Genomic DNA, 20,256 nt, shown 5'->3' with positions numbered 1-20,256 from the left:
AGTGGGGGGATTTGCCTTGTAAATCAATCGCCTTGGGTGTTGATTTGATAGCGGGTGCTGCGGCCGCCGCCGGGTAGCCGAACCAGGCAGTTTTTTTCCAGAAGATCGGCCAGATGTCGGGTCGCCGTGGCCTTGGACACTTTGGCCTCTGCCTGATACTGGGCGGCGCTGATCCCGTGCTCAAAGCCCTTTTCGCCACCGTCGAGCAGGCGATTCAAGACTTTGGTCTGTTCGGCGCTGAGTGCGTGGTCCCGATGCTGCTGCCAGAAGCGGGTTTTGCCCAGCACCCGGTCAATCCGCACCATGGCCTGCTGCAAGCTACGAAGCAGCGTTTGCAGGAACCACTCAAGCCAATCGGTGATATCCAGCGTGGCCTTTTGACTGGTTTCCAGTGCACGGTAATAGCCCGCCCGGTCTTCAAGGATGCTCGCCGACATCGCGTAGAAGCGGATCGCTTGATGCTCTGCCTGGGCAAGCGCGAGGTCGGTAATCGCCCGCGTCAGACGACCATTACCATCATCGAAGGGATGCAGGGTGACGAACCAGAAATGCGCCAGGCCTGCGCGCAGCAATGGGTCAAGGGCCGCATGATGGCGACTGGCTTCAAACCATTCGATGAAATCGTCCAGCGACTGCTCTAGCCCTTGGCGGGGTGGGGCCTCGAAATGCACAGTGGGTCGGTCCAGTCGTCCCGACACAACCTGCATGGGCTCATCCCCCCTTAGCGCGCCTACGTTCAAGCCGTGGGTGGAAAAGCGGGCCTCCTCGGCGGGAAACAACCACCGATGCCAGTTAAATAGACGGGTGAGGGTAAACGGTTGAGCAAACTGTTGCGTGGCGTCCAGCATCAAGTCAGCCAGACCCTCGCTGCGTCTGCTCACTGAGCCGTCTTGCAATTGCTCCAGGCCCAGGCGTCGGGCCAAAGAGGAACGTACGGAACCCACATTCAGTTGCTCACCCTCGATTGCCGAGGAGGTCAGAATGTTTTGCAGCAACGCATCCAGTTCATTCTCTGAGCTCTGGGCCTGGCTGACCGAACCGAGCATGCCCAGCAACTTTCCTTGCGCGTGCGTGCACTCTCGCAACAACGCTGCAAGGCGCTCTGGTTGCCAGTGAAAGTGCGGCCAGTCGGGTTGTTGCCAGATCCAGTTCGGTTGATCCATGGAGGCATGCTCTGTGCGTGAGCCGAATAGGAGGCTTATTCGGCTCATTTGGTGAGCCGATTGTGTGAGCTATTCGGCTCACTGTCCAGTCAGATGCGCACATCAGGTACAGCGCCGCCTCATCACTGGCCAGCAGGATCGCCTGTTCCATAACCTTTGGCGCAGTACTCGCCAGCTCCATCGATTCGCTGGCTGTCGCCCCCAGGCTTTCAAACAGCTTGCCGGCGTCCTTGAAGATCTCCTGCGCTTGCTTGATGGCGTCCCACACGCCGGTAATCGCCGTCCAACTTCCCGCCAGCACGCCATTGCCAATCGCGCTCGAAGTGGACCTTTCCCAGTGCGGCCGGAAACCACTCCATTACTTGCGAAGCTTTTTCTGTTCCGAGCCGCTGCCCGGTACTACGTAAAACAGCGATTCAGCTCATTGACGGCAGTGGCGTTTTCAGTGGTGCGGTGCATTGGCCCTGAGCATCCTTGAGACTGGCCTCAAATTCGACCAATCCCCCGTGCATCTTCTGCAGCGCTTCGATTTGCCTCACCAGTTCCTGCTTTTTGTTGGTGATTGCCTTGTCCGCCAGCTCCCAGGGCAACCCATCACCAGGATGCCCACCCAGAATCGCCTGCAACTCCTTGAGCTTGAAACCCAACTGCTGGGCGCACTTGATGAACGTCAGCAGTTCGACACTTTGCGTGGAGTAAATCCGATAACGACCTTCCCGCTGCGGCGGCGGCAACAGGCCGATGGCCTCATAGTGACGAATCGCCTTGATGGTTGTGCCCGACAGTTGCGCGGCTTTGCCGATGTACATGAAAAATCCTTTTCCCAAAGAGTGCGCCGGCCTGTTTCAGCCACTGTTCCCGCTGTGCTGGCGTAGAGCCAAGCACCGGCCCGAACTGCAACGTCTTGATCGGCTGGATGCCACAAAACTCCAGCGTCGTCTTGCGTATCTGGTGCAGTGCGGGCATGCGGTAGAACCACCTGTAATACCACGGCGGCGTGTCCAGGGTCACCAGCAAGTGCGCGGTTCTGCCCTTCAGGAGTTTGTCGGGGAAGGCCTTTCCCTTGCGGTATTTGAAGGCGAAACCGGATAGGAAAATTCGGTCGATAAAACCTTTCATCAACGCAGGGATGCCACCCCACCAGACGGGGAAAACAAACGTCAGGTGATTGGCCCACAGGATGTCGGATTGAGCGTTGAGCAGGTCGGGTTCCAGAGGCTGGGCCTGGTTGTAGCCGTTGTGGAGGATAGGGTCGAAAGCCAGTTCACCCAGACGCAGGATGCGTACTTCGTGGCCGGCGTTTTTGGCGCTGGTGATGTAGGTGTCGGTGAGGGCCGAGCAGAAGCTGGTGCTGGAAGGGTGGCCGAGGATGACCAGGATGCGTTGGCTCATGGTGGTGCGGTCCTGAAAACTGGGGTTTCAGGGTGAGGTGTGACCTTAGGGGGAGAGTCAAGAAGAGGCGGTGATTGGGAATGGCCAGGAAGACTGATCCCTTTCATTTGCAGGACGTTTCCTAGAGAATTCCAGGCGCTTGCGCCAGCAAAATCCCGCGACTAGTCTGCGTTCCGTCACTGCATATTCAGTGATCGGGTTTAGTCGCCCGGATTCGATTGGCGCACGATCAGTTCATGAGTCAGGCCGTTTTTCGCCTGCACTTTTATGGTGGCTGTGCGCAGGGCGCCCTCGGGCGCGCCGGGTTTCCAATCGACCGGTCGACTAACCTGCGTACAGCTGCCACCTTCGTTTAGTCGCGAAGCGTGGTGGCTCCAAATGTTTGATTGGAGATTTACCATGGTCAAAGTTACCCCCGATCCACCCACTTTCCGTAAAGCCTTACTGAGCGACAATGACGCCACTCGGCGCGCTATCGATCACTACCTCAAAGCGCCGGACGCGCAGCCTTCACCCAACCCGTTTACCGTTGATGACGAACTGAGTTTCGAAGATGCCCTGGCCCATGCTGCCGAGTTATTGCATTGCGCCGTGGCGACCGCCCAGGCGTCGACCGAGCCGCTGAACGGCGCGCAGCGGGCGGTGATGCATTTGGTTGAAATGTCGAAAGTAGTGGTGGATCGAGCGCTGGACTGTTTGCAGCCGAGGTGAGGATCCTAAGCCGACACTGAGGTAACGATGCATTTGGTCAGCAACCTACTGACCAAATGCTAATCATCACGGCTCAGGGGCGCAGATCCCGGCAGACGATTGTCATCGAGTAAAGCTCTCCCCTCAGGCGTACGGCTTGAAGTCGTTGTTGTCGCGAGTGAGTAACTGCATCAGCTTGGGATGGATGAAGAGCTTTTCCTTGCCAACCTGAACCTCTTGCAGAACGCCGATGGCGACTAGTTCTTTGAGGTAACGGGAGGCTGCTTGACGCTGGGCAATCTGTTTGTCGACGACGTTGCTGATGCGGCAGTAGGGCTGTTCGAAAATGACGTCTACCAGCTCGCGGGAATAGGTTTTCGGCAACTGCTCACGAACAAACTGGGTGGTGTGCTCGGACAGGCTGCGAATAGCGGCAATTTTTGCACAAGTCCAGCGTGCTGTTTCTTCCACAGCGCTGAGCATGTACAGCAGCCAAGGCTCCCAGGCTTGTTTGCGAGTGACATCAAGCAACAGGCGGTAGTAATCGGCTCTATGGGCAATGATGTAACGGCTAAGGTAGAGAATCGGTAGATTCAGCAGGCCTTCCTGGATCAGGTACAGGGTGTTGAGCACTCGCCCGGTACGGCCATTGCCGTCGGTGAATGGGTGAATGGCTTCGAATTGATAGTGACTAACCGCCATACGTACTAATGGATCCAGGTCGGTCTCGTTGTGCAGGAAGCGCTCCCAGTTGGCGAGCATGTCACGTAAGCGATCTTCGCCTTCCGGTGGGGTATAGATGATCTCGCCGGTTCGGTCGTTGGCTAGCTGGACTCCTGGCACCCGGCGTATATCCATGTTCACGCCTTTAAGCGTGCGGCAGATTTCGACTGCAGTACCGGTGGAGAGTGGGCGGTCGGCCAACGATTGATAACCTTTCTGCAGGGCTTTGCGGTAGCGCAGTGCTTCCTTGGTCGCTGGGTCTGCGTGGCTATCCCCATCCTGAGCATGCTGAAAGAGCAAATCCGTGGTGGTGACGATACTTTCGATCTCTGAGCTGTCCTTGGCCTCCAGCAATGGAATGGTGTTGATCAGCATTGTCTGGTTAGGGATCAGCTCAGCCGCTTGCTTCAATTCGGCCAGGGCTGTGCGGGCCTCAATGCAGCGTTTGAGCACTGCATGGGTTTCCAGAACAGTTGCCGGTGGCAAAGTGGGAAGCTGGTTGTAGGGCTTGTCAGCCTGCCAGGGAAGGTGGGATGCGGTCATGGATGGGGCTCGGTCTTTGACTTATCCGTCTAAAGGTAAGAGGGGCTCATCAGGGCGCCCTTTCGTGGCGTCAGTGTAAACATGCGTGCACTACGTGTCGCTATATTTTGATTTTTGCGACACGTCTTGATGTCATGTCGTTGGTAACGACAGGTATGCGAAACGTGTTCTTGGAACGGGCTTTTAGCGACGTATCAGGCGAATGTCCTGAGGATGGAAAAGACGGCTTGCGTGCCTTGGAGCGGTTGGCGCGTTCTCAAATAGCTCGATGCCTGGCAGGTGTAGCGCATTTCTTCCAGGCATTAAAAAGCCGGCTTGTGGCCGGCTTCTCGGGGACTGGTTCAGCTTATTTTTGGTAAACCTCACCAGCCTTCAAATCGTTCACCCAGGCTCACACCCAGGTGATAAGGGGCATCAGCGGGAACTCCTCCGCATCGCCAGGCAGGGCGGACCGGCTTCACGCCAACCCCCTGCCAAATGTGCGGCGGATAATACCCATATTCGCCTCAATTTCCCAGCTCCGGATCCGATTTAGAGCCTTCGTAGCCCAATAAATGCGCATCCAGCGGCACCGGCGGGCGGCGGTTATTCAGTGTCGCCCACCAGAACACCCAACCCAGAATCTCAAAGTTCTGCTCATGCCGCTGCTCATAGGTCAAAAACTCGTCCGGATGCTCGGCGCTGTTGTGGCTGCGCATCCGCAGGCCACCTCCTGGACGGTTGTAGAGGTATTTGATCCGCAGCATTCCGTCGTGCTCTACCGCGTAGATTTCGCCATCGATGATCTGTTTGCGACCACAGTCGATGGCAAGGGTACTTCCGTCCTGGATGATGTCGATCATGCTGTTGCCGACCATGTAGGCCCCGAGTGCCCGCTCCGGGCTTACACCGATGGCTTCAAGGGTGTGCAGGGAGAGGCGGATGCTTTCGGTCGAGGTGAAGGTGGGGTGGAGGGGGATCTCCACGTCGATTTTTACCGGGCCCGAGACCGGGTGGGTGATGTAGTTGCCGCTGGTCTCGCGGGCGATACGGTGGGAGGTGTCTGCATCGGATCCTTCCAGCAGGTAGTTGGCGGGTGGATGTTTGGGGCCTTCGCCTGTGCGCAGCCAACGGCTGGTGACGCACAACAATTCTGCGAACTCGTTGAGCCGGCCCATGGGGACGCCGCGTTTGAACCAGTTGTTTACGTGTTGAGGCGTAACATCGCGGTTCTTGGCGAAGTCGGAAGCGGAAAGATGAACTTCCCGTAATAGCGCTCTTAAGCGATCACCTGATGTATTCATAAACGCAGAGTTTACTGGCCGTAAAATCAGATCAAATAAACCATGCGTTGAGTTGCTGTATGTAGGTGTTTCCTTATCGCAGGACTATTCTGCTAGTTGATTAAGCTAGTTAAACAATTGCTGTAAATATGTTTATTAAAGTAGGCGGATGTTTATATTTTTCCCACAAAAAAAGCCCCGTTTAATCGGGGCTTTTTCAGAGCGAATAGCGGTATCAGCCTTTGTAGGCAGCGACCGACTTCATGATCTCGGCGCGGGCGGCGTCTGCGTTGCCCCAACCGTCGATCTTCACCCATTTGCCTTTTTCGAGGTCTTTGTAGTTCTCGAAGAAGTGTTTGATCTGTTCCAGCAGCAGTGGCGGCAGATCGGTGTATTCCTTCACGTCGACATACAGCTGGGACAGCTTGTCGTGTGGTACTGCGATAACTTTGGCATCGCCGCCGCCGTCGTCAGTCATGTTCAGGATGCCGACCGGGCGGGCGCGGATAACCGAGCCTGGGGTAACCGGGTAAGGGGTCACGACCAGCACGTCGAGGGGGTCACCGTCGTCTGCCAGGGTGTTGGGGATGAAACCGTAGTTGGCCGGGTAGAACATCGGGGTGGCCATGAAACGGTCAACGAACAGGCAGTCGCTGTCTTTGTCGATTTCGTATTTGATCGGCGCGTGGTTGGCCGGAATCTCGATGGCGACGTAGATGTCGTTCGGCAGGTCTTTGCCAGCCGGAATCTTGCTGTAGCTCATTGGGCGTTGCCCCCGTAGTTGGCCATGGAACATGGCCGGATTGGCCTAAAAGTGGCGGCGATTATAGGCATATTCTGACGCCGATGCCATGCGTCAGACGTCGTAGGGCGCTTGGCGTTCCGTCTGATACCGCACGTCGCCGGCCTGCAGTTGGTGCAGGCGCGCCAGGGGATCCTGACGGTAGAAGTGGCTCAGTTGCTCGTACACCTGTGGATAACTGCTGACCAGTAAATCCGGGGCACTGAAGAAATATTCGCTGGTGACGGCAAAGAACTCGGCCGGGTTTTCCGCGGCGTAGGGGTCGATGGCCGTTTCGGCGTCAGGGTTGCGGTCGAGCTGGCGGTTGAGGTCGTCGAAGGCGCTTTGCATGACGCTGGCCCATTCCTGCACGCGCATGTCGTGGTGCAGGGGTGGCAGGCCGTTGGCGTCGCCGTTGAGCATGTCCAGCTTGTGGGCCAGTTCGTGAATGACCAGGTTGTAGCCTTCCCAGTTGCCGCTGGCCAGTACGCCGGGCCACGCAAGGATCACCGGGCCCTGTTGCCAGGCTTCGCCGCTGTGCTCGCCGTCCCACTCGTGCTCCACGCCGCTGGCGTCGCGATGGCGCTGCGGGCTGAGGAAGTCGTCGGGGTACAGCACGATCTCGTGGAAGCCCTGGTACCAGTCGAGGTCGCCAAGGTTCATCAGCGGCAGCTGTGCCTGGGCGGCGAGCAGCAGGCGCTGTTCCTGGTGCAGTTCGACGCCGGGCAGGGCGGTGAGGTGTTTTTCGGCGAGGAACACCACGCAGGCTTCCCGCAGCCACTGGTCTTGCTCGGCAGTGATGCCGTCGAGGAACGTCAGGTGATGGCGCACCCGCTGCCACGTTTCATCGGCAATCGGGTGCTTGGCCAGCAGGCGCCGGCGACGCCAGGCGCTGAGGGACCACATCGCAGGTTACTGCGGCTTGGCTTCGGTGGAATTGCGGCCAAAGCGGCTGCGGAACACACCGATGATCATCGGTACCAGCGACAGCAGGATGATGAACACCACCAGCAGCGACAGGTTTTTCTTGATGAACGGCACGTTGCCGAAGAAGTAGCCCAGGGTTACCAGGCCGCCGACCCAGAGGACGGTGCCGAACACGCTGAAACCGAAGAAGCGCGGGTAAGGCATTTTCGCGATACCGGCGACGAACGGCGCAAACGTGCGCAGGATCGGCAGGAAGCGCGCCAGGGTCACGGTTTTGCCGCCGTGCTTGTCGTAGAAGTCGTGGGTTTTTTGCAGGTAGTCGCGGCGGAAGATCTTCGAGTTGGGGTTGCTGAACAAGCGTTCCCCGGCCGTTCGTCCGATCACGTAGTTGGTACTGTCACCCAGGATGGCCGCGAGCATAAGCAGGCCGCCCAGCAATATCGGGTCCATGCCGCCGCCCGCTGCAACAGCGCCGGCGATGAACAGTAAGGAATCACCCGGCAGAAACGGCATGACCACCAGGCCGGTTTCGCAAAAGATAACCAGGAACAGAATGGCGTAGATCCACACTCCGTAGTTTCTCACCAGCATGTCGAGGTACACGTCGAGATGCAGGATAAGGTCGAGCGGGTTGAAATCCATGGAGGGCACCTGTGTGAATGGCCTGGCTCAGCGGGCCTGTGCGGAGGCTTCGGGTAATAAGGGCTACAAGGTAGTGGCGTATTTCTTACGACCCTGAAAGGTCCGCATTATACGGATAGAGTTGTGAAAAGCGTGCTGGTTTTGTAGCGGGGAATGTCGCGAAAGCGATCTGATTGTAGACACAGCGTCAGTGTGGGAGGGGGCTCCCACAACAGATGTATGAGGTTTGGTTAATAGTTGTCAGTCATCGCTGATCGCAAGCACGTAGTTCTTGAACTCGGTGTCTTCCCGAAAACCGATGGACTCATAGGTTTTCTGCGCCACCTGGTTGTCGCTGCTGGTGGACACACGCAGGCGCACGGCTTGAGTTTCCTTGGCCATCTTCTTCGCGGTACGCATCAGGTTGTCGGCCACCAACTGCCGGCGTGCGTCTTCGGCGACGTAGATGTCGTTGAGGATCCACACCCGCTTGAGGGACAACGATGAAAAGCTTGGATACAGCTGGCAAAAGCCAAGCAGTTTCTTGTCGTCATCGTCGGCCAGCGCCAGGTAGATCACGGACTCCTTGCGGCGCAGGCGTTTTTCCAGGAAGGCGCGGCTCGAATCAGGAAACGGCAGCGCGCCGTAAAATTCGCGGTATTTGACGAAAAGCGGGGTCAACAGGTCCAGGTGTTCAAGGGTCGCTTGAGTAATCCGCATGCCAGGCCTCAACTTCCAAATGGGGTATGACCACACAAGCGGCCGTGTCTCGATGCTGCCTAAAGCAGAGAAAAAGCGCAATCGTGCAGGGATCAGTCCTTCGGTGGGCTGAGCAGGAAGTTTCCTTTCATCAGGTCGGGATCATCCGACTCGAGGGTTTGTACCTGCGCTTCATCCTTGAGGTTGACCCCCGACAACTGCCGGCGACAGGCCTCCCGCATCAAGTAAAGCAGGCGGTGAGCGGCCATGCCGTAGCTCAAGCCTTCCAGGCGCACATTGGAGATGCAGTTGCGGTAGGCGTCAGTGAGGCCGACCTTGGGGTTGTAGGTGAAATACAGCCCCAGGCTGTCCGGCGAGCTGAGCCCCGGCCGCTCGCCGATCAGGATCACCACCATTTTTGCCCCGAGCAACTGGCCGACTTCATCCGCGACGGCGACACGGCCCTGCTCCACCAGAATCACCGGTGACAGCGACCAGCCTTCAGCGTGGGTTTGTTCCTCCATGCGTGTAAGAAACGGCAACGTATGTTTATGCACCGCCAGGGCCGACAAGCCATCGGCCACCACCACCGCCAGGTCCACGCCGCCGGGGTTGGCTTCGGCATAGTCCCGCAGGGCCTGGGCGGATTCATCACTGAGGCGGCGCCCAAGGTCCGGGCGTTGCAGGTAGCTGTGACGGTCGACGGCGGCGCTGTGCAGCAGCAGGCTGTCGCGGCCACGCTCCGCCAATTGGCTGCTGAGCCCTGCATGATCAAACGGCAGGTGTACCGCGTCGCGGGCCTGGGCATGGGCGAACTGGAAATCCAGCTGAGCGCCGGTAGGCATGCTGGTGCCGGTGCGGCCTAGGGCAATCCGCGCCGGGGTCAGGCGCCGCAGCTCAAGCCACGGGTTGTCCACGTTGTTTTCCGGGGTGTCGATGTGCACGGGCGGTTCCTTCTTCATCCCAGTTGCGCCAAGGCGTGGCGGAATGCCGGTGGCAGGCTGTTGCCGAAGTGCACCTTGCCGTCGGCTTGCGTGAAGATGCCCATTTTCGCCAGCCACTGTTCAAACTCCGGTGCCGGCTTTAAACCCAATGTTTGGCGGGCGTACAGCGCGTCGTGAAATGAAGTGGTCTGGTAGTTGAGCATGATGTCGTCGGAGCCCGGGATGCCCATGATGAAGTTGATCCCGGCCACGCCCAGCAGGGTGAGCAGGGTGTCCATGTCGTCCTGGTCGGCTTCGGCATGGTTGGTGTAGCAGATGTCGCACCCCATGGGCACGCCCAGCAGCTTGCCGCAGAAGTGGTCTTCGAGGCCGGCGCGGATGATCTGCTTGCCGTTGTACAGGTACTCGGGGCCGATAAATCCTACGACCGTGTTCACCAAAAACGGCTTGAAATGCCGGGCAACGGCATAGGCGCGGGTTTCGCAGGTTTGCTGGTCGACGCCAAAGTGTGCGTTGGCCGACAAGGCGCTGCCCTGGCCGGTTTCGAAATACATCAGGTTTTGCCCGAGGGTGCCGCGATTAAGGCTCAGGCCCGCGTCGTAGCCTTCCTGCAGCACGCTCAGGCTGATGCCGAAGCTGGCATTGGCCGCCTCGGTGCCGGCGATCGACTGGAACACCAGGTCCAGCGGCACGCCACGGTTGATGGCTTCGATGGAGGTGGTGACGTGGGTCAGCACGCAGGCCTGGGTCGGGATTTCATAACGCTGGATGATCGCGTCGAGCATTTCCAGCATCGCGCAGATCGAGGCGATGCTGTCGGTAGCCGGGTTGATGCCGATCATGGCGTCGCCGTTGCCGTAGAGCAGGCCGTCAAGAATGCTCGCGGCGATACCGGCCGGCTCATCGGTGGGATGGTTGGGCTGCAGGCGGGTGGACAGGCGCCCGCGCAGGCCCATCGTGCCGCGGAACTGTGTGACGACGCGGATTTTCTGCGCCACCAGTACCAGGTCCTGCACGCGCATGATCTTCGACACGGCGGCGGCCATTTCCGGTGTCAGCCCGGGCGCCAGGGCGCGCAGGCTCTGTTCGTCGGCCGCGTCGCTGAGCAGCCAATCCCGCAAACCCCCGACGGTCAGGTGGCTGACCACGGAAAACGCCTGTTTATCGTGGGTATCGATAATCAGCCGGGTGACTTCGTCGCTTTCGTACGGGATCAACACTTCTTCGAGAAAGTGCTTCAACGGAATGTTGGCCAAGGCCATTTGCGCCGCGACCCGCTCGCCATCGTTCTGGGCGGCAACACCCGCCAAAAAATCCCCGGAGCGGGCCGGGCTGGCCTTGGCCATCACGTCCTTGAGGCTGTCGAAGCGGTAGGTCAATACACCGACCGCGTGGGAAAAGCTTGCCATACAGAGTCTCCTTGTCGACGCGGGCTGAATGTGAGTAAAGCGCCCGCGTCGAGGTTTACGGCGTTTAGTGCAAGGCGGCCTCTGCGGCCTGGATCGCCGCAAATTCCTCTTCCGGCGTGCCTGCTACCAAGTGATGCCGACTGTAGAAAGCAAAGTAAGCAATTAATACTCCATAGATGATCGCCGCGCCAATCACCACGCGCGGATCCACCAGAAAGCCCGCCACAACAGCGATGCAGGCCAGTACCAGGGCGACGCCCGAGGTGAAGATGCCGCCCGGAGTACGGTAAGGGCGGTCCATTTTGGGGCGGCGGATGCGCAAGGTGATGTGCGCGGCCATCATCAGCACGTAGGAAATGGTCGCGCCGAATACGGCGACCAGAATCAGCAAATCGCCTTGGCCGGTCAGCGACAGGCCGAACCCGATGATGCCGGGGATCACCAGGGCCAGTACCGGTGCCTTGCTTTTGTTAGTCTGCGACAGCTTGCGCGGCAGGTAACCGGCGCGGGACAGGGCGAAGATCTGCCGGGAGTAGGCGTAGATGATCGAGAAGAAGCTCGCGATCAGCCCGGCCAGGCCCACCAGATTGACGAAGTGGCCCATCCACGTGGAGCCGCCGTAGGCTTTGGACAAGGCTTCCACCAGCGGATTGCCCGATGCCATCAACGCGTAGGCGCCAGCACCGCCGGGGGCGATCACCAAAATCAGCAGGGCGAAGCTGGTCAGCACCACAATGGCGCCGATCAGGCCGCGGGGCAGGTCGCGTTTGGGGTTCTTGGTTTCTTCAGCGGCCAGTGGCACACCTTCGACGGCCAAGAAGAACCAGATCGCATAGGGAATCGCCGCCCACACGCCGACATAACCGAAGGGCAGGAAAGTGCTGGCGCCCTTGGCCTCGGTCACCGGGATGTCCAGCAGGTTGGCGACACTGAAGTGCGGCACCATCGACACCAGGAACACACCCAGGGCAATCGCGGCGACGGCGGTAATCACAAACATCAGCTTCAGCGCTTCACCCACGCCGAAGATGTGGATGCCGATAAAGATGATGTAGAACGCCAGGTAGATCATCCAGCCGCCAATGCCGAACAGCGACTCGCAATAGGCGCCGATAAACACCGCGATGGCGGCGGGGGCGATGGCGTATTCGATAAGGATCGCGGTGCCGGTGAGGAACCCGCCCCAGGGGCCGAATGCGCTGCGGGCAAAGCCGTAGCCGCCGCCAGCGGTAGGAATCATGGAGGACAGTTCGGCCAGGGAGAAACACATGCACAGGTACATGGTGGCCATCAGCAGTGTGGCGAGGAACATGCCGCCCCAGCCACCCTGGGCGAGGCCGAAGTTCCAGCCGGCGTAGTCGCCGGAGATGACGTAGGCAACCCCGAGACCGACTAATAGTACCCAGCCGGCAGCGCCTTTTTTCAGTTCCCGTTGTTGGAAGTATTCGGTGCCGACCTTTTCAAAGTCGACGGAAGACCCGGACGCCGGAGCGCCATTCGGTTCGCTGGGCATGATGGAATCCCTTTCTTATTGTTTTATCCCGGCTTACTTAAGTAAGCCGAATGAGTAGCAAGGTCTTGTGAAGATCAAGTGTGGGAGCGGGTTGTCAGTTAGAAGAAGCCCAGCGGGTTGATGTCGTAGCTCACCAGCAGGTTTTTGGTCTGCTGATAGTGATCAAGCATCATCTTGTGAGTCTCACGGCCCACACCGGACTTCTTGTAACCACCGAACGCAGCATGCGCCGGGTACAGGTGATAGCAGTTGGTCCATACACGCCCGGCCTTGATCGCCCGGCCCATGCGGTACGCGCGGTTGATGTCGCGGGTCCACAGGCCGGCACCCAGGCCGAACTCGGTGTCGTTGGCAATCGCCAGGGCTTCGGCTTCATCCTTGAACGTGGTGATGCTCACCACAGGGCCAAAGATTTCTTCCTGGAACACCCGCATCTTGTTGGTGCCCTTGAGCAGGGTTGGTTGGATGTAATAGCCGGTGGCCAGATCGCCGGTCAGCTTCTCGACCTTGCCACCAGTCAGCAGCTCGGCGCCTTCGCCCTTGGCGATTTCGAGGTAGGACAAAATCTTGTCGAACTGCTGCTCGGACGCCTGGGCGCCGACCATGGTGTCGGTGTCCAGCGGGTCGCCACGTTTGATCGACTCGACCTTTTTCATCACCACTTTCATGAAGTCGTCGTAGATCGACTCTTCCACCAGCGCGCGGGAAGGGCAGGTGCACACTTCGCCCTGGTTGAAGAACGCCAGCACCAAACCTTCGGCGGCCTTCTCGATGAATTGCGGTTCGGCTTTCATGATGTCGGCGAAGAAGATGTTCGGCGACTTGCCGCCCAGCTCAACGGTGGACGGAATGATGTTCTCGGCGGCCGCGTGCATGATGTGCGAGCCCACTGGCGTGGAGCCGGTGAAGGCGATCTTGGCGATGCGCTTGCTGGTGGCCAGGGCTTCGCCGGCTTCTTTGCCGTAGCCGTGCACCACGTTCAGCACGCCCGGCGGCAGCAGGTCGCCGATCAGTTCCATCAGCACGTTGATGCCCAGCGGGGTTTGCTCGGCAGGCTTGAGCACCACGCAGTTACCGGCGGCCAGGGCTGGCGCGAGTTTCCAGGCGGCCATCAGCAGCGGGAAGTTCCACGGGATGATCTGGCCGACCACGCCCAGCGGTTCGTGGAAGTGGTAAGCGGCGGTGTGTTCGTTGATCTCGGCGCTGCTGCCTTCCTGGGCGCGGATGCAGCCGGCGAAGTAGCGGAAGTGATCCGCGGCCAGCGGGATGTCGGCGTTCAGGGTTTCGCGCACGGCCTTGCCGTTGTCCCAGGTTTCGGTGATGGCCAGCAGTTCGAGGTTCTGTTCGATGCGGTCGGCGATTTTCAGCAGTACCAGCGAGCGGTCCTGGGCCGAGGTCTTGCCCCAGGCGTCAGCGGCGGCGTGGGCGGCGTCCAGGGCCTTGTCGATATCCTTGGCAGTGGAGCGCGGGAATTCGGCGATGGGCTTGCCGTTGACCGGCGAGGTGTTGGTGAAATAGTTGCCATCGACCGGCGCGACAAACTCACCGCCGATGTAGTTGCCGTACTTGGCCTTGAACGAAACGATCGCGCCTTCAGTACCGGGGTGTGCGTAACGCATGGTGGGTATCTCCTGGCTTTTTGTGTTTATTGGAGGACGCACGGTTGTGCTTGTTAAAGCGTAGAGCAAAGGTCGGGCCAGTGCCTCGTAGAGCCTGTAAATCAAGGGTTTAGAGGTTGTTGCAAACCGTTGCTGTGGCAAGCTTGGTACAGCCTGGGTGACAGTTTGTGCCATAAGCGGTACAGCCTGTGACCGGTGGGTCTGCCCGGGATTGCATTGGTCGGGAGGCTGGAGGATGCTGGGCACTCGCGCGCGGTGTACTTCACGCAGGGAGAATAATAAGAACATGCAAAACGATCATTTCAGTCGCCATGCCCAACAAGTCCTGACGGTCACCCGTGGGCAGGACCCGCTGCATGGCCCCGGCAGCGATCCGTCCATCGCCCGCTCCTGGCTGCGTTGTCTTGAGGACTATCACCTCGACCCCGCATTGACCATCGCGCCCACGGTGCTCGAACATGGCCGCCTGCTGGAAAGCCGCGAACGCCTGCAACAAGTGCTGAGCATCGCCGGCAATGAAATGAACAGCCTGCATCAACAGCTCTCCGGCGCCGGCCATGCGGTGCTGCTGACCGACGCCCGCGGGGTGATCCTCAACTGCGTCACCGCCCCCAGCGAGCGCAAGATCTTCGAGGGTGCCGGGCTGTGGCTGGGTGCCGATTGGAGCGAGGCCTGCGAAGGCACCAACGGCATCGGCACCTGCCTGGTGGAGCGCCAGTCCCTGACGATTCATCGCGATGAACATTTTCGTGGCCGACATACCGGCCTGACCTGCTCGGCCAGCCCGGTGTTCGACCCTCATGGCGAACTGCTGGCGGTGCTGGATGTGTCCTCGGCCCGGGAGGCGGTGTCGCGCCAGAGCCAGTTCCACACCATGGCGCTGGTCAATCTTTCGGCGAAGATGATCGAGAGCTGTTACTTCCTGCGCCATTTTGAGCACCACTGGTTGCTGCGCTTTCATTTGCAGGCCGAGTCTGTGGGCCTGTTCAGCGAAGGGCTGCTGGCGTTCGATGGTGAAGGGCGCATTTGTGCGGTTAACCAGAGTGCGTTGAACCTGCTCGGGCAAATCCGTGGCGGGTTGTTGGGGCAGCCGGTCGAGGCGTTTTTCGATTGTTCGCTCGATGAGTTGCTCGGGCGTGCCAGCGCGAACGCCAGCGCCAGTTGGCCCCTGCGTACCCGCGATGGCCGTGGCTTGTTCGCGGTGTTGCGCGGCCAGCCACGCAGCGTACCGGTGCCGGTGGCCCACGCCTTGCCGGAGCGGCCGCGATTGCCGGGCATTTGCCTTGGAGACGCGGCGCTGCAAAACGATTTCCGCAGAGCCTTGCGGGTGTTCGAGCGTAATGTGCCTTTGCTGATCCAGGGGGAAACCGGGTCTGGCAAAGAGGCGTTTGCCAAGGCCGTGCACCATGCAAGCCTGCGCGCAGATAAAGCCTTTGTGGCCCTCAACTGCGCAGCCATCCCGGAAAGCCTCATCGAAAGCGAGCTGTTCGGTTATCGCGGCGGCAGTTTTACCGGCGCCCGCAAGGAAGGCATGCGCGGCAAGCTGCAGCAGGCAGATGGTGGCACGTTGTTTCTGGATGAAATCGGCGATATGCCGCTGGCTTTGCAAACCCGGCTATTAAGGGTGCTTGAAGACCGCTTGGTAGTGCCCATCGGCGGTGAACCGCAAGCGGTGGACGTCAGAATTATCAGCGCTACCCACCGTAATCTGCTTGATCGGGTGCAGGACGGTAGTTTTCGTGAAGACCTGTATTACCGGCTCAATGGCCTGGAAGTGGCCTTGCCGCCGTTGCGCGAGCGCAGTGACAAGTTGCAACTGCTGGACTTCCTGTTGGCCGAAGAAGCGGGAGATCAGGCGGTGCAGCTTGACGGCGAGGCCCGCCAGGCCCTGTTGGCGTTCGCGTGGCCGGGCAACGTGCGGCAGTTGCGCACGGTGTTGCGCACCCTTGCCGCACTGTGTGAGGACGGGCGGGTGAGGCTTGATGACCTGCCTGCACAGATTCGTGCCGTGCAAACCCTGCCGGTGGCGATGAGTGAACCGGCAAACTCATTGCTGGATGCTGCCGAGCGCCAGGCATTGCTGGCAACATTGGTGCAGCAACGCTGGCATATGACGCACGTGGCGACCGTGCTTGGAGTCAGTAGAAATACGCTTTATAGAAAGTTACGTAAGTATGGTATAGCGCGTCAGGTTTAATGATGACGTTACCTGTTCTGGCTGTGAGTGATCAATCTGTGTTGTGGGCGACTGTGCGTTAAATAATTGGCGTCGCACCGTATTAATGTTTTGTCATGTATTTTCGTGTGTGGGTGACTGTCTTCTGGAACGTTCATTATCTGTTTAGTTACTAAGTTGGCGGTTGTCGATTGTCTCGATAACTCGCTAATAGCGCTTATGCGTAAATAGTAACAACAAGTGAGATAATAATCATGAATAGTATTAGAATTCGGCCCAACACGGTCAATCTACCTCCAGTGAATACACCACCGGCCCCGCGCAATGGCGGTGTAACGCCTCCGATAGTACGTCCCGGTGGCCAGGGCAGCTCCCCTCCAATAGCTCCCCAACCTAAACCCCGGTTAGGGAAAAATCCGGCCACAGACACCTCCACAACGCTACCCAAGCCCGAGAAACCCAATAATTTTCAAACGCTGACACAACAAAAATTGATGAACCAAGGGCCTGCCAACCGGCCGTTCAAGCCTCAGGCCAGCGCAGATCCTAAAGATATGGCACAGGTGACTCAAAACCTGATGGTTGCTGATCGCCTGGTCAAGGCTAAGGTGTTCGACACCTCGCCCCAGGCGGCGACGGTAGCCCGCGACGCCTTTGTCAGTTCGGGTGTAAGCGGATTGGTCAGTGCTCCCCTGAGTATTGGTACCTACGCAGGCTCGGTTTGGTCTGGCGAGACAATCAAGGCGCAGTTTACAAACAATACGCCACTGCTCCCTCCGGCTCACCAGCCGGCTCCAAGCACGCAGGTGCCTGCCGCGAAAACCGACGGGACAACATCGGTCGTCGCCACGCAGGACACCGACACGGGTGCCACGACCGCGCGCTTGGGCCTGGCCGAGTTGCGCATGGAAGTCATTGCCAACAATATTATGGCAATGCGTCAAGGAACGAATGCTCCGGCACTTAAAATGAGCGACTCCTCGTCGTCGCGTACGCCAAGCGAGCGCCTGGAAACGCTTGAGGCCTTGTATAAAACTGCGGAGGAACAGCTTAAAAAACTGGCGGACGAAAGCGACATGGTATTCCGGCCTTACATTGCCACTCCCGCAGACGGCACCGATGACAAAGGCCGTCTGGATGTTATTGATAAAAAATTCGACGCATTAAACAAGTTCATAGGGAAGTTGTTGCACATGAAAACGCTGGAATTACCGGCGGAGTCTGCCGAAACAAAAGTCGTGTGACATAACCCCGCGTAAACTTTCGAGTCATGGATGATGCTCAGTCAAACTGGCGATGGGTCCGATGCCATGCATGCATCCTGTGGCACCGGACTTATCGAATATTCCCCTACGCTCTGACAAACAATGGCGGCTACCCCCCAAGGCCTGCGTGCTACAGCTAAAGAGTGCGATTTTCCCTTCCCTGCGCTAACCTGCCTCGATGTTTTACGAGGTCGACTATGCACATTCATATTCTCGGTATTTGCGGCACGTTCATGGGCTCCATGGCGGTGCTCGCCAAAGAACTGGGCCATCATGTTACTGGCTCCGATGCCAACGTTTACCCACCCATGAGCACGCAACTGCAGGCCCAGGGCATTGAGCTGACCCAAGGTTATGACCCGGCGCAATTCGACCCGGTCCCGGACCTTGTCGTGATCGGCAATGCCATGGTGCGCGGTAACCCGGCAGTCGAATATGTACTGAATAAAGGTTTGCCGTACGTGTCTGGCCCGCAATGGCTGGCCGACCATGTGTTGCAAGGCCGTTGGGTACTCGCCGTTGCCGGTACCCATGGCAAGACCACCACCAGCAGCATGCTGGCCTGGGTGCTGGAGCATGCGGGCATGAGCCCGGGCTTCCTGATTGGTGGCGTGCCGCAGAATTTCTCGGTGTCGGCGCGCCTCGGCGACACCCCGTTTTTTGTCATCGAAGCCGATGAGTACGACAGCGCGTTCTTCGACAAACGCTCCAAGTTCGTTCACTACCGCCCGCGTACGGCGATCCTGAACAACCTGGAGTTCGATCACGCGGACATCTTCCCTGATCTGGCGGCCATCGAGCGGCAGTTCCACCACTTGGTGCGCACCATTCCCAGCGAAGGCCTGGTGATTCACCCCACCACCGAACCTGCCCTGCAGCGAGTTATCGAGATGGGCTGCTGGACCCCGGTACAAACCACCGGTGCTGGCGGCCAATGGCAGGTCAAACTGCTGAGCGAAGATGGCTCCAAATTTGAAGTGCTGTTCGAAGGCGTCGCCCAAGGCATCGTCGATTGGGACATGACCGGCCAGCACAACGTCGCCAATGCCTTGGTCACCCTGGCGGCTGCGCGGCATGTCGGCGTGGTGCCGTCCATGGGCATTGCGGCCTTGAGCGCGTTCAAAAGCGTCAAGCGCCGGATGGAAAAGGTCGCCGAAGTGAATGGGATTACCATCTATGACGACTTTGCCCACCACCCGACGGCCATCGCCACTACCCTGGATGGCTTGCGCAAGCGTGTGGGTGATGCCCAGGTGATCGCGATTATCGAGCCGCGCTCCAACTCCATGAAGCTGGGCGCCCACCGTGATGGTTTGCCGGAAAGCGTCAACGATGCCGACCAGGTTGTGTGGTACGCGCCGGCCAACCTCGGTTGGGACCTGCCTGCCATCGCCGCGTTGTGCACGGTGCCGTCGATTTGCCGCGACTCACTGGAAGGCATCATCGAGCACGTGAAACACCAGGCCAGGCCCGGCACTCACGTGGTGATCATGAGCAACGGCGGCTTTGGCGGCCTGCATGGCAAACTCGCCGAGGCCCTGAAGTGAGCGGCCCGGAACGCGTCACCCTGGCGATGACCGGCGCGTCCGGCGCGCCCTATGGCTTGCGCCTGCTGGACTGCCTGGTGCGCGAAGACCGCGAGGTGCACTTCCTGATCTCCAAGGCCGCGCAACTGGTGCTGGCCACCGAGACCGATGTGGCGTTGCCGCCCAAAGTGCAGATGATGCAGGCCTTCCTCACCGAGTACACCGGTGCGGCGGCGGGGCAGATCAAGGTCTATGGCAAGGAAGACTGGATGTCACCGGTGGCGTCGGGCTCCGGTGCACCGGCCGCGATGGTGGTGGTGCCGTGTTCCACCGGGACCCTGTCGGCGATTGCCACGGGCGCCTGCAACAACCTGATCGAGCGTGCGGCGGACGTGACCTTGAAGGAGCGTCGCCAGTTGATTCTGGTGCCGCGCGAAGCGCCGTATTCGAGCATCCATCTGGAGCACATGCTCAAGCTGTCGAACATGGGCGTGACTATCTTGCCGGCGTCGCCGGGCTTCTATCACCAGCCGCAGACCATCGATGACCTGGTGGACTTTGTGGTGGCGCGGATTCTCAACCTGCTGAACATTCCCCAGGACATGCTGCCGCGCTGGGGCGAGCACCATTTGAGCAGTGATGAATAAACTATTGATGGTGCTGCTGGCGCTGCAACTGACCGGGTGTGCGACTGCGCGAACCCTGGACGCAGCCCAGCCCGGCGCGCCGGTGGTGTATGCCGGCACGCGGCTGGACATGTATGCGATTCAGGGCGGGTGCTGCGCGATGGACCGTTTTGGGGCCGAGGCGCCGAGCTATCCCCATGTCGACCTGCCGGCCAGTGCCTTGCTCGACACGCTGCTGTTGCCGCTGTCGGTGCTGACGGTGCTGGGGGTTGGGTTCAATGCGACGGGCGGGCTGTAGTACTTAATCCCAGTATTAACAGAAATCCAATGTGGGAGCGGGCTTGCTCGCGAATGCGGTGAATCAGTCACTGTATCAT

At 59.3% G+C, this 20,256-nt stretch carries 19 protein-coding genes; 6 read left to right on the top strand and 13 right to left on the bottom strand.

Features of this window, described 5'->3' with window-relative positions:
* Positions 1 to 23: 23 nt before the first annotated feature.
* From HX869_RS10315 to HX869_RS10305, 3 genes are all read right to left on the bottom strand, one after another.
* Positions 24 to 1,163, bottom strand: a complete 1,140-nt coding sequence (locus HX869_RS10315; RefSeq protein ID WP_178903048.1) for a Fic family protein — start codon at positions 1,161 to 1,163, stop codon at positions 24 to 26.
* A 416-nt stretch (positions 1,164 to 1,579) separates the two neighbouring features.
* Entirely contained in the window at positions 1,580 to 1,972 is a 393-nt protein-coding gene (locus HX869_RS10310; protein WP_177008869.1) for a MerR family transcriptional regulator, read from the bottom strand.
* The gene (locus tag HX869_RS10305) at positions 1,911 to 2,555 is read right to left on the bottom strand and encodes an NAD(P)H-dependent oxidoreductase (RefSeq protein WP_087692356.1); all 645 of its coding nucleotides are present in this window, start codon (positions 2,553 to 2,555) and stop codon (positions 1,911 to 1,913) included. The genes HX869_RS10310 and HX869_RS10305 overlap by 62 nt, the downstream gene beginning before the upstream one ends.
* Before the next feature lie 399 nt (positions 2,556 to 2,954).
* On the opposite strand from HX869_RS10305, the gene HX869_RS10300 reads away from it, so the two are divergent.
* Positions 2,955 to 3,266, top strand: a complete 312-nt coding sequence (locus HX869_RS10300) for a DUF6124 family protein (RefSeq protein ID WP_178903047.1) — start codon at positions 2,955 to 2,957, stop codon at positions 3,264 to 3,266.
* A gap of 123 nt (positions 3,267 to 3,389) precedes the next feature.
* Here HX869_RS10300 and fic read toward each other — a convergent pair whose 3' ends face one another.
* The 10 genes from fic to HX869_RS10250 all read right to left on the bottom strand — a co-directional run bounded on the left by fic (position 3,390) and on the right by HX869_RS10250 (position 14,286).
* Positions 3,390 to 4,511, bottom strand: a complete 1,122-nt coding sequence (gene fic, locus HX869_RS10295; protein WP_177040881.1) for a protein adenylyltransferase Fic — start codon at positions 4,509 to 4,511, stop codon at positions 3,390 to 3,392.
* 506 nt (positions 4,512 to 5,017) lie between these two features.
* Entirely contained in the window at positions 5,018 to 5,794 is a 777-nt protein-coding gene (locus HX869_RS10290; RefSeq protein WP_087692357.1) for an XRE family transcriptional regulator, read from the bottom strand.
* A 214-nt stretch (positions 5,795 to 6,008) separates the two neighbouring features.
* Positions 6,009 to 6,536 (bottom strand): inorganic diphosphatase, encoded by a 528-nt coding sequence (ppa, locus tag HX869_RS10285; protein ID WP_003176323.1) that lies wholly within the window; start codon positions 6,534 to 6,536, stop codon positions 6,009 to 6,011.
* Between the two features lie 93 nt (positions 6,537 to 6,629).
* Positions 6,630 to 7,460, bottom strand: a complete 831-nt coding sequence (locus HX869_RS10280) for a zinc-dependent peptidase (RefSeq protein ID WP_003219385.1) — start codon at positions 7,458 to 7,460, stop codon at positions 6,630 to 6,632.
* Positions 7,461 to 7,466: 6 nt separating this feature from the next.
* Positions 7,467 to 8,123, bottom strand: a complete 657-nt coding sequence (locus HX869_RS10275; protein WP_008436520.1) for a DedA family protein — start codon at positions 8,121 to 8,123, stop codon at positions 7,467 to 7,469.
* A 240-nt stretch (positions 8,124 to 8,363) separates the two neighbouring features.
* Entirely contained in the window at positions 8,364 to 8,822 is a 459-nt protein-coding gene (locus tag HX869_RS10270; RefSeq protein WP_003219389.1) for an N-acetyltransferase, read from the bottom strand.
* A 92-nt stretch (positions 8,823 to 8,914) separates the two neighbouring features.
* A complete protein-coding gene (eutC, locus tag HX869_RS10265; protein WP_087692359.1) occupies positions 8,915 to 9,763 on the bottom strand; it encodes an ethanolamine ammonia-lyase subunit EutC in 849 nt (282 codons plus the stop codon).
* The gene (locus tag HX869_RS10260) at positions 9,760 to 11,154 is read right to left on the bottom strand and encodes an ethanolamine ammonia-lyase subunit EutB (RefSeq protein WP_008436522.1); all 1,395 of its coding nucleotides are present in this window, start codon (positions 11,152 to 11,154) and stop codon (positions 9,760 to 9,762) included. The genes eutC and HX869_RS10260 overlap by 4 nt, the downstream gene beginning before the upstream one ends.
* Before the next feature lie 64 nt (positions 11,155 to 11,218).
* Complete coding sequence (gene eat, locus HX869_RS10255) at positions 11,219 to 12,667, bottom strand: ethanolamine permease (RefSeq protein ID WP_008436523.1); 1,449 nt, start codon at positions 12,665 to 12,667, stop codon at positions 11,219 to 11,221.
* A 98-nt stretch (positions 12,668 to 12,765) separates the two neighbouring features.
* Complete coding sequence (locus HX869_RS10250) at positions 12,766 to 14,286, bottom strand: aldehyde dehydrogenase family protein (RefSeq protein ID WP_003219398.1); 1,521 nt, start codon at positions 14,284 to 14,286, stop codon at positions 12,766 to 12,768.
* 286 nt (positions 14,287 to 14,572) lie between these two features.
* On the opposite strand from HX869_RS10250, the gene HX869_RS10245 reads away from it, so the two are divergent.
* From HX869_RS10245 to HX869_RS10225, 5 genes are all read left to right on the top strand, one after another.
* Positions 14,573 to 16,483, top strand: coding sequence for a sigma-54-dependent Fis family transcriptional regulator (locus tag HX869_RS10245; RefSeq protein ID WP_178903046.1), 1,911 nt, complete (start codon positions 14,573 to 14,575; stop codon positions 16,481 to 16,483).
* 473 nt (positions 16,484 to 16,956) lie between these two features.
* Positions 16,957 to 17,706, top strand: coding sequence for a hypothetical protein (locus HX869_RS10240; protein WP_256349658.1), 750 nt, complete (start codon positions 16,957 to 16,959; stop codon positions 17,704 to 17,706).
* A 218-nt stretch (positions 17,707 to 17,924) separates the two neighbouring features.
* Positions 17,925 to 19,274, top strand: a complete 1,350-nt coding sequence (mpl, locus tag HX869_RS10235; RefSeq protein WP_003219401.1) for a UDP-N-acetylmuramate:L-alanyl-gamma-D-glutamyl-meso-diaminopimelate ligase — start codon at positions 17,925 to 17,927, stop codon at positions 19,272 to 19,274.
* Complete coding sequence (gene ubiX, locus HX869_RS10230; RefSeq protein WP_003219402.1) at positions 19,271 to 19,900, top strand: flavin prenyltransferase UbiX; 630 nt, start codon at positions 19,271 to 19,273, stop codon at positions 19,898 to 19,900. The genes mpl and ubiX overlap by 4 nt, the downstream gene beginning before the upstream one ends.
* Positions 19,893 to 20,177, top strand: coding sequence for a YceK/YidQ family lipoprotein (locus tag HX869_RS10225; protein WP_023659172.1), 285 nt, complete (start codon positions 19,893 to 19,895; stop codon positions 20,175 to 20,177). The genes ubiX and HX869_RS10225 overlap by 8 nt, the downstream gene beginning before the upstream one ends.
* Positions 20,178 to 20,256 lie beyond the last annotated feature (79 nt).

It is taken from the genome of Pseudomonas sp. P7779 (assembly GCF_013386315.1).
GTDB lineage: Bacteria > Pseudomonadota > Gammaproteobacteria > Pseudomonadales > Pseudomonadaceae > Aquipseudomonas.
Note: the sequence above shows the minus strand (reverse complement) of the source record. Positions and strands in the feature narration are given on the sequence as shown.

Bases quoted from the DNA above. Each gene is read 5' to 3' on its own strand.
- HX869_RS10315 (WP_178903048.1), bottom strand. From the start codon at position 1,163: ATGGATCAACCGAACTGGATCTGGCAACAACCCGACTGGCCGCACTTT.
- HX869_RS10310 (WP_177008869.1), bottom strand. From the start codon at position 1,972: ATGTACATCGGCAAAGCCGCGCAACTGTCGGGCACAACCATCAAGGCG.
- HX869_RS10305 (WP_087692356.1), bottom strand. From the start codon at position 2,555: ATGAGCCAACGCATCCTGGTCATCCTCGGCCACCCTTCCAGCACCAGC.
- HX869_RS10300 (WP_178903047.1), top strand. From the start codon at position 2,955: ATGGTCAAAGTTACCCCCGATCCACCCACTTTCCGTAAAGCCTTACTG.
- fic (WP_177040881.1), bottom strand. From the start codon at position 4,511: ATGACCGCATCCCACCTTCCCTGGCAGGCTGACAAGCCCTACAACCAG.
- HX869_RS10290 (WP_087692357.1), bottom strand. From the start codon at position 5,794: ATGAATACATCAGGTGATCGCTTAAGAGCGCTATTACGGGAAGTTCAT.
- ppa (WP_003176323.1), bottom strand. From the start codon at position 6,536: ATGAGCTACAGCAAGATTCCGGCTGGCAAAGACCTGCCGAACGACATC.
- HX869_RS10280 (WP_003219385.1), bottom strand. From the start codon at position 7,460: ATGTGGTCCCTCAGCGCCTGGCGTCGCCGGCGCCTGCTGGCCAAGCAC.
- HX869_RS10275 (WP_008436520.1), bottom strand. From the start codon at position 8,123: ATGGATTTCAACCCGCTCGACCTTATCCTGCATCTCGACGTGTACCTC.
- HX869_RS10270 (WP_003219389.1), bottom strand. From the start codon at position 8,822: ATGCGGATTACTCAAGCGACCCTTGAACACCTGGACCTGTTGACCCCG.
- eutC (WP_087692359.1), bottom strand. From the start codon at position 9,763: ATGAAGAAGGAACCGCCCGTGCACATCGACACCCCGGAAAACAACGTG.
- HX869_RS10260 (WP_008436522.1), bottom strand. From the start codon at position 11,154: ATGGCAAGCTTTTCCCACGCGGTCGGTGTATTGACCTACCGCTTCGAC.
- eat (WP_008436523.1), bottom strand. From the start codon at position 12,667: ATGCCCAGCGAACCGAATGGCGCTCCGGCGTCCGGGTCTTCCGTCGAC.
- HX869_RS10250 (WP_003219398.1), bottom strand. From the start codon at position 14,286: ATGCGTTACGCACACCCCGGTACTGAAGGCGCGATCGTTTCGTTCAAG.
- HX869_RS10245 (WP_178903046.1), top strand. From the start codon at position 14,573: ATGCAAAACGATCATTTCAGTCGCCATGCCCAACAAGTCCTGACGGTC.
- HX869_RS10240 (WP_256349658.1), top strand. From the start codon at position 16,957: ATGAACCAAGGGCCTGCCAACCGGCCGTTCAAGCCTCAGGCCAGCGCA.
- mpl (WP_003219401.1), top strand. From the start codon at position 17,925: ATGCACATTCATATTCTCGGTATTTGCGGCACGTTCATGGGCTCCATG.
- HX869_RS10225 (WP_023659172.1), top strand. From the start codon at position 19,893: ATGAATAAACTATTGATGGTGCTGCTGGCGCTGCAACTGACCGGGTGT.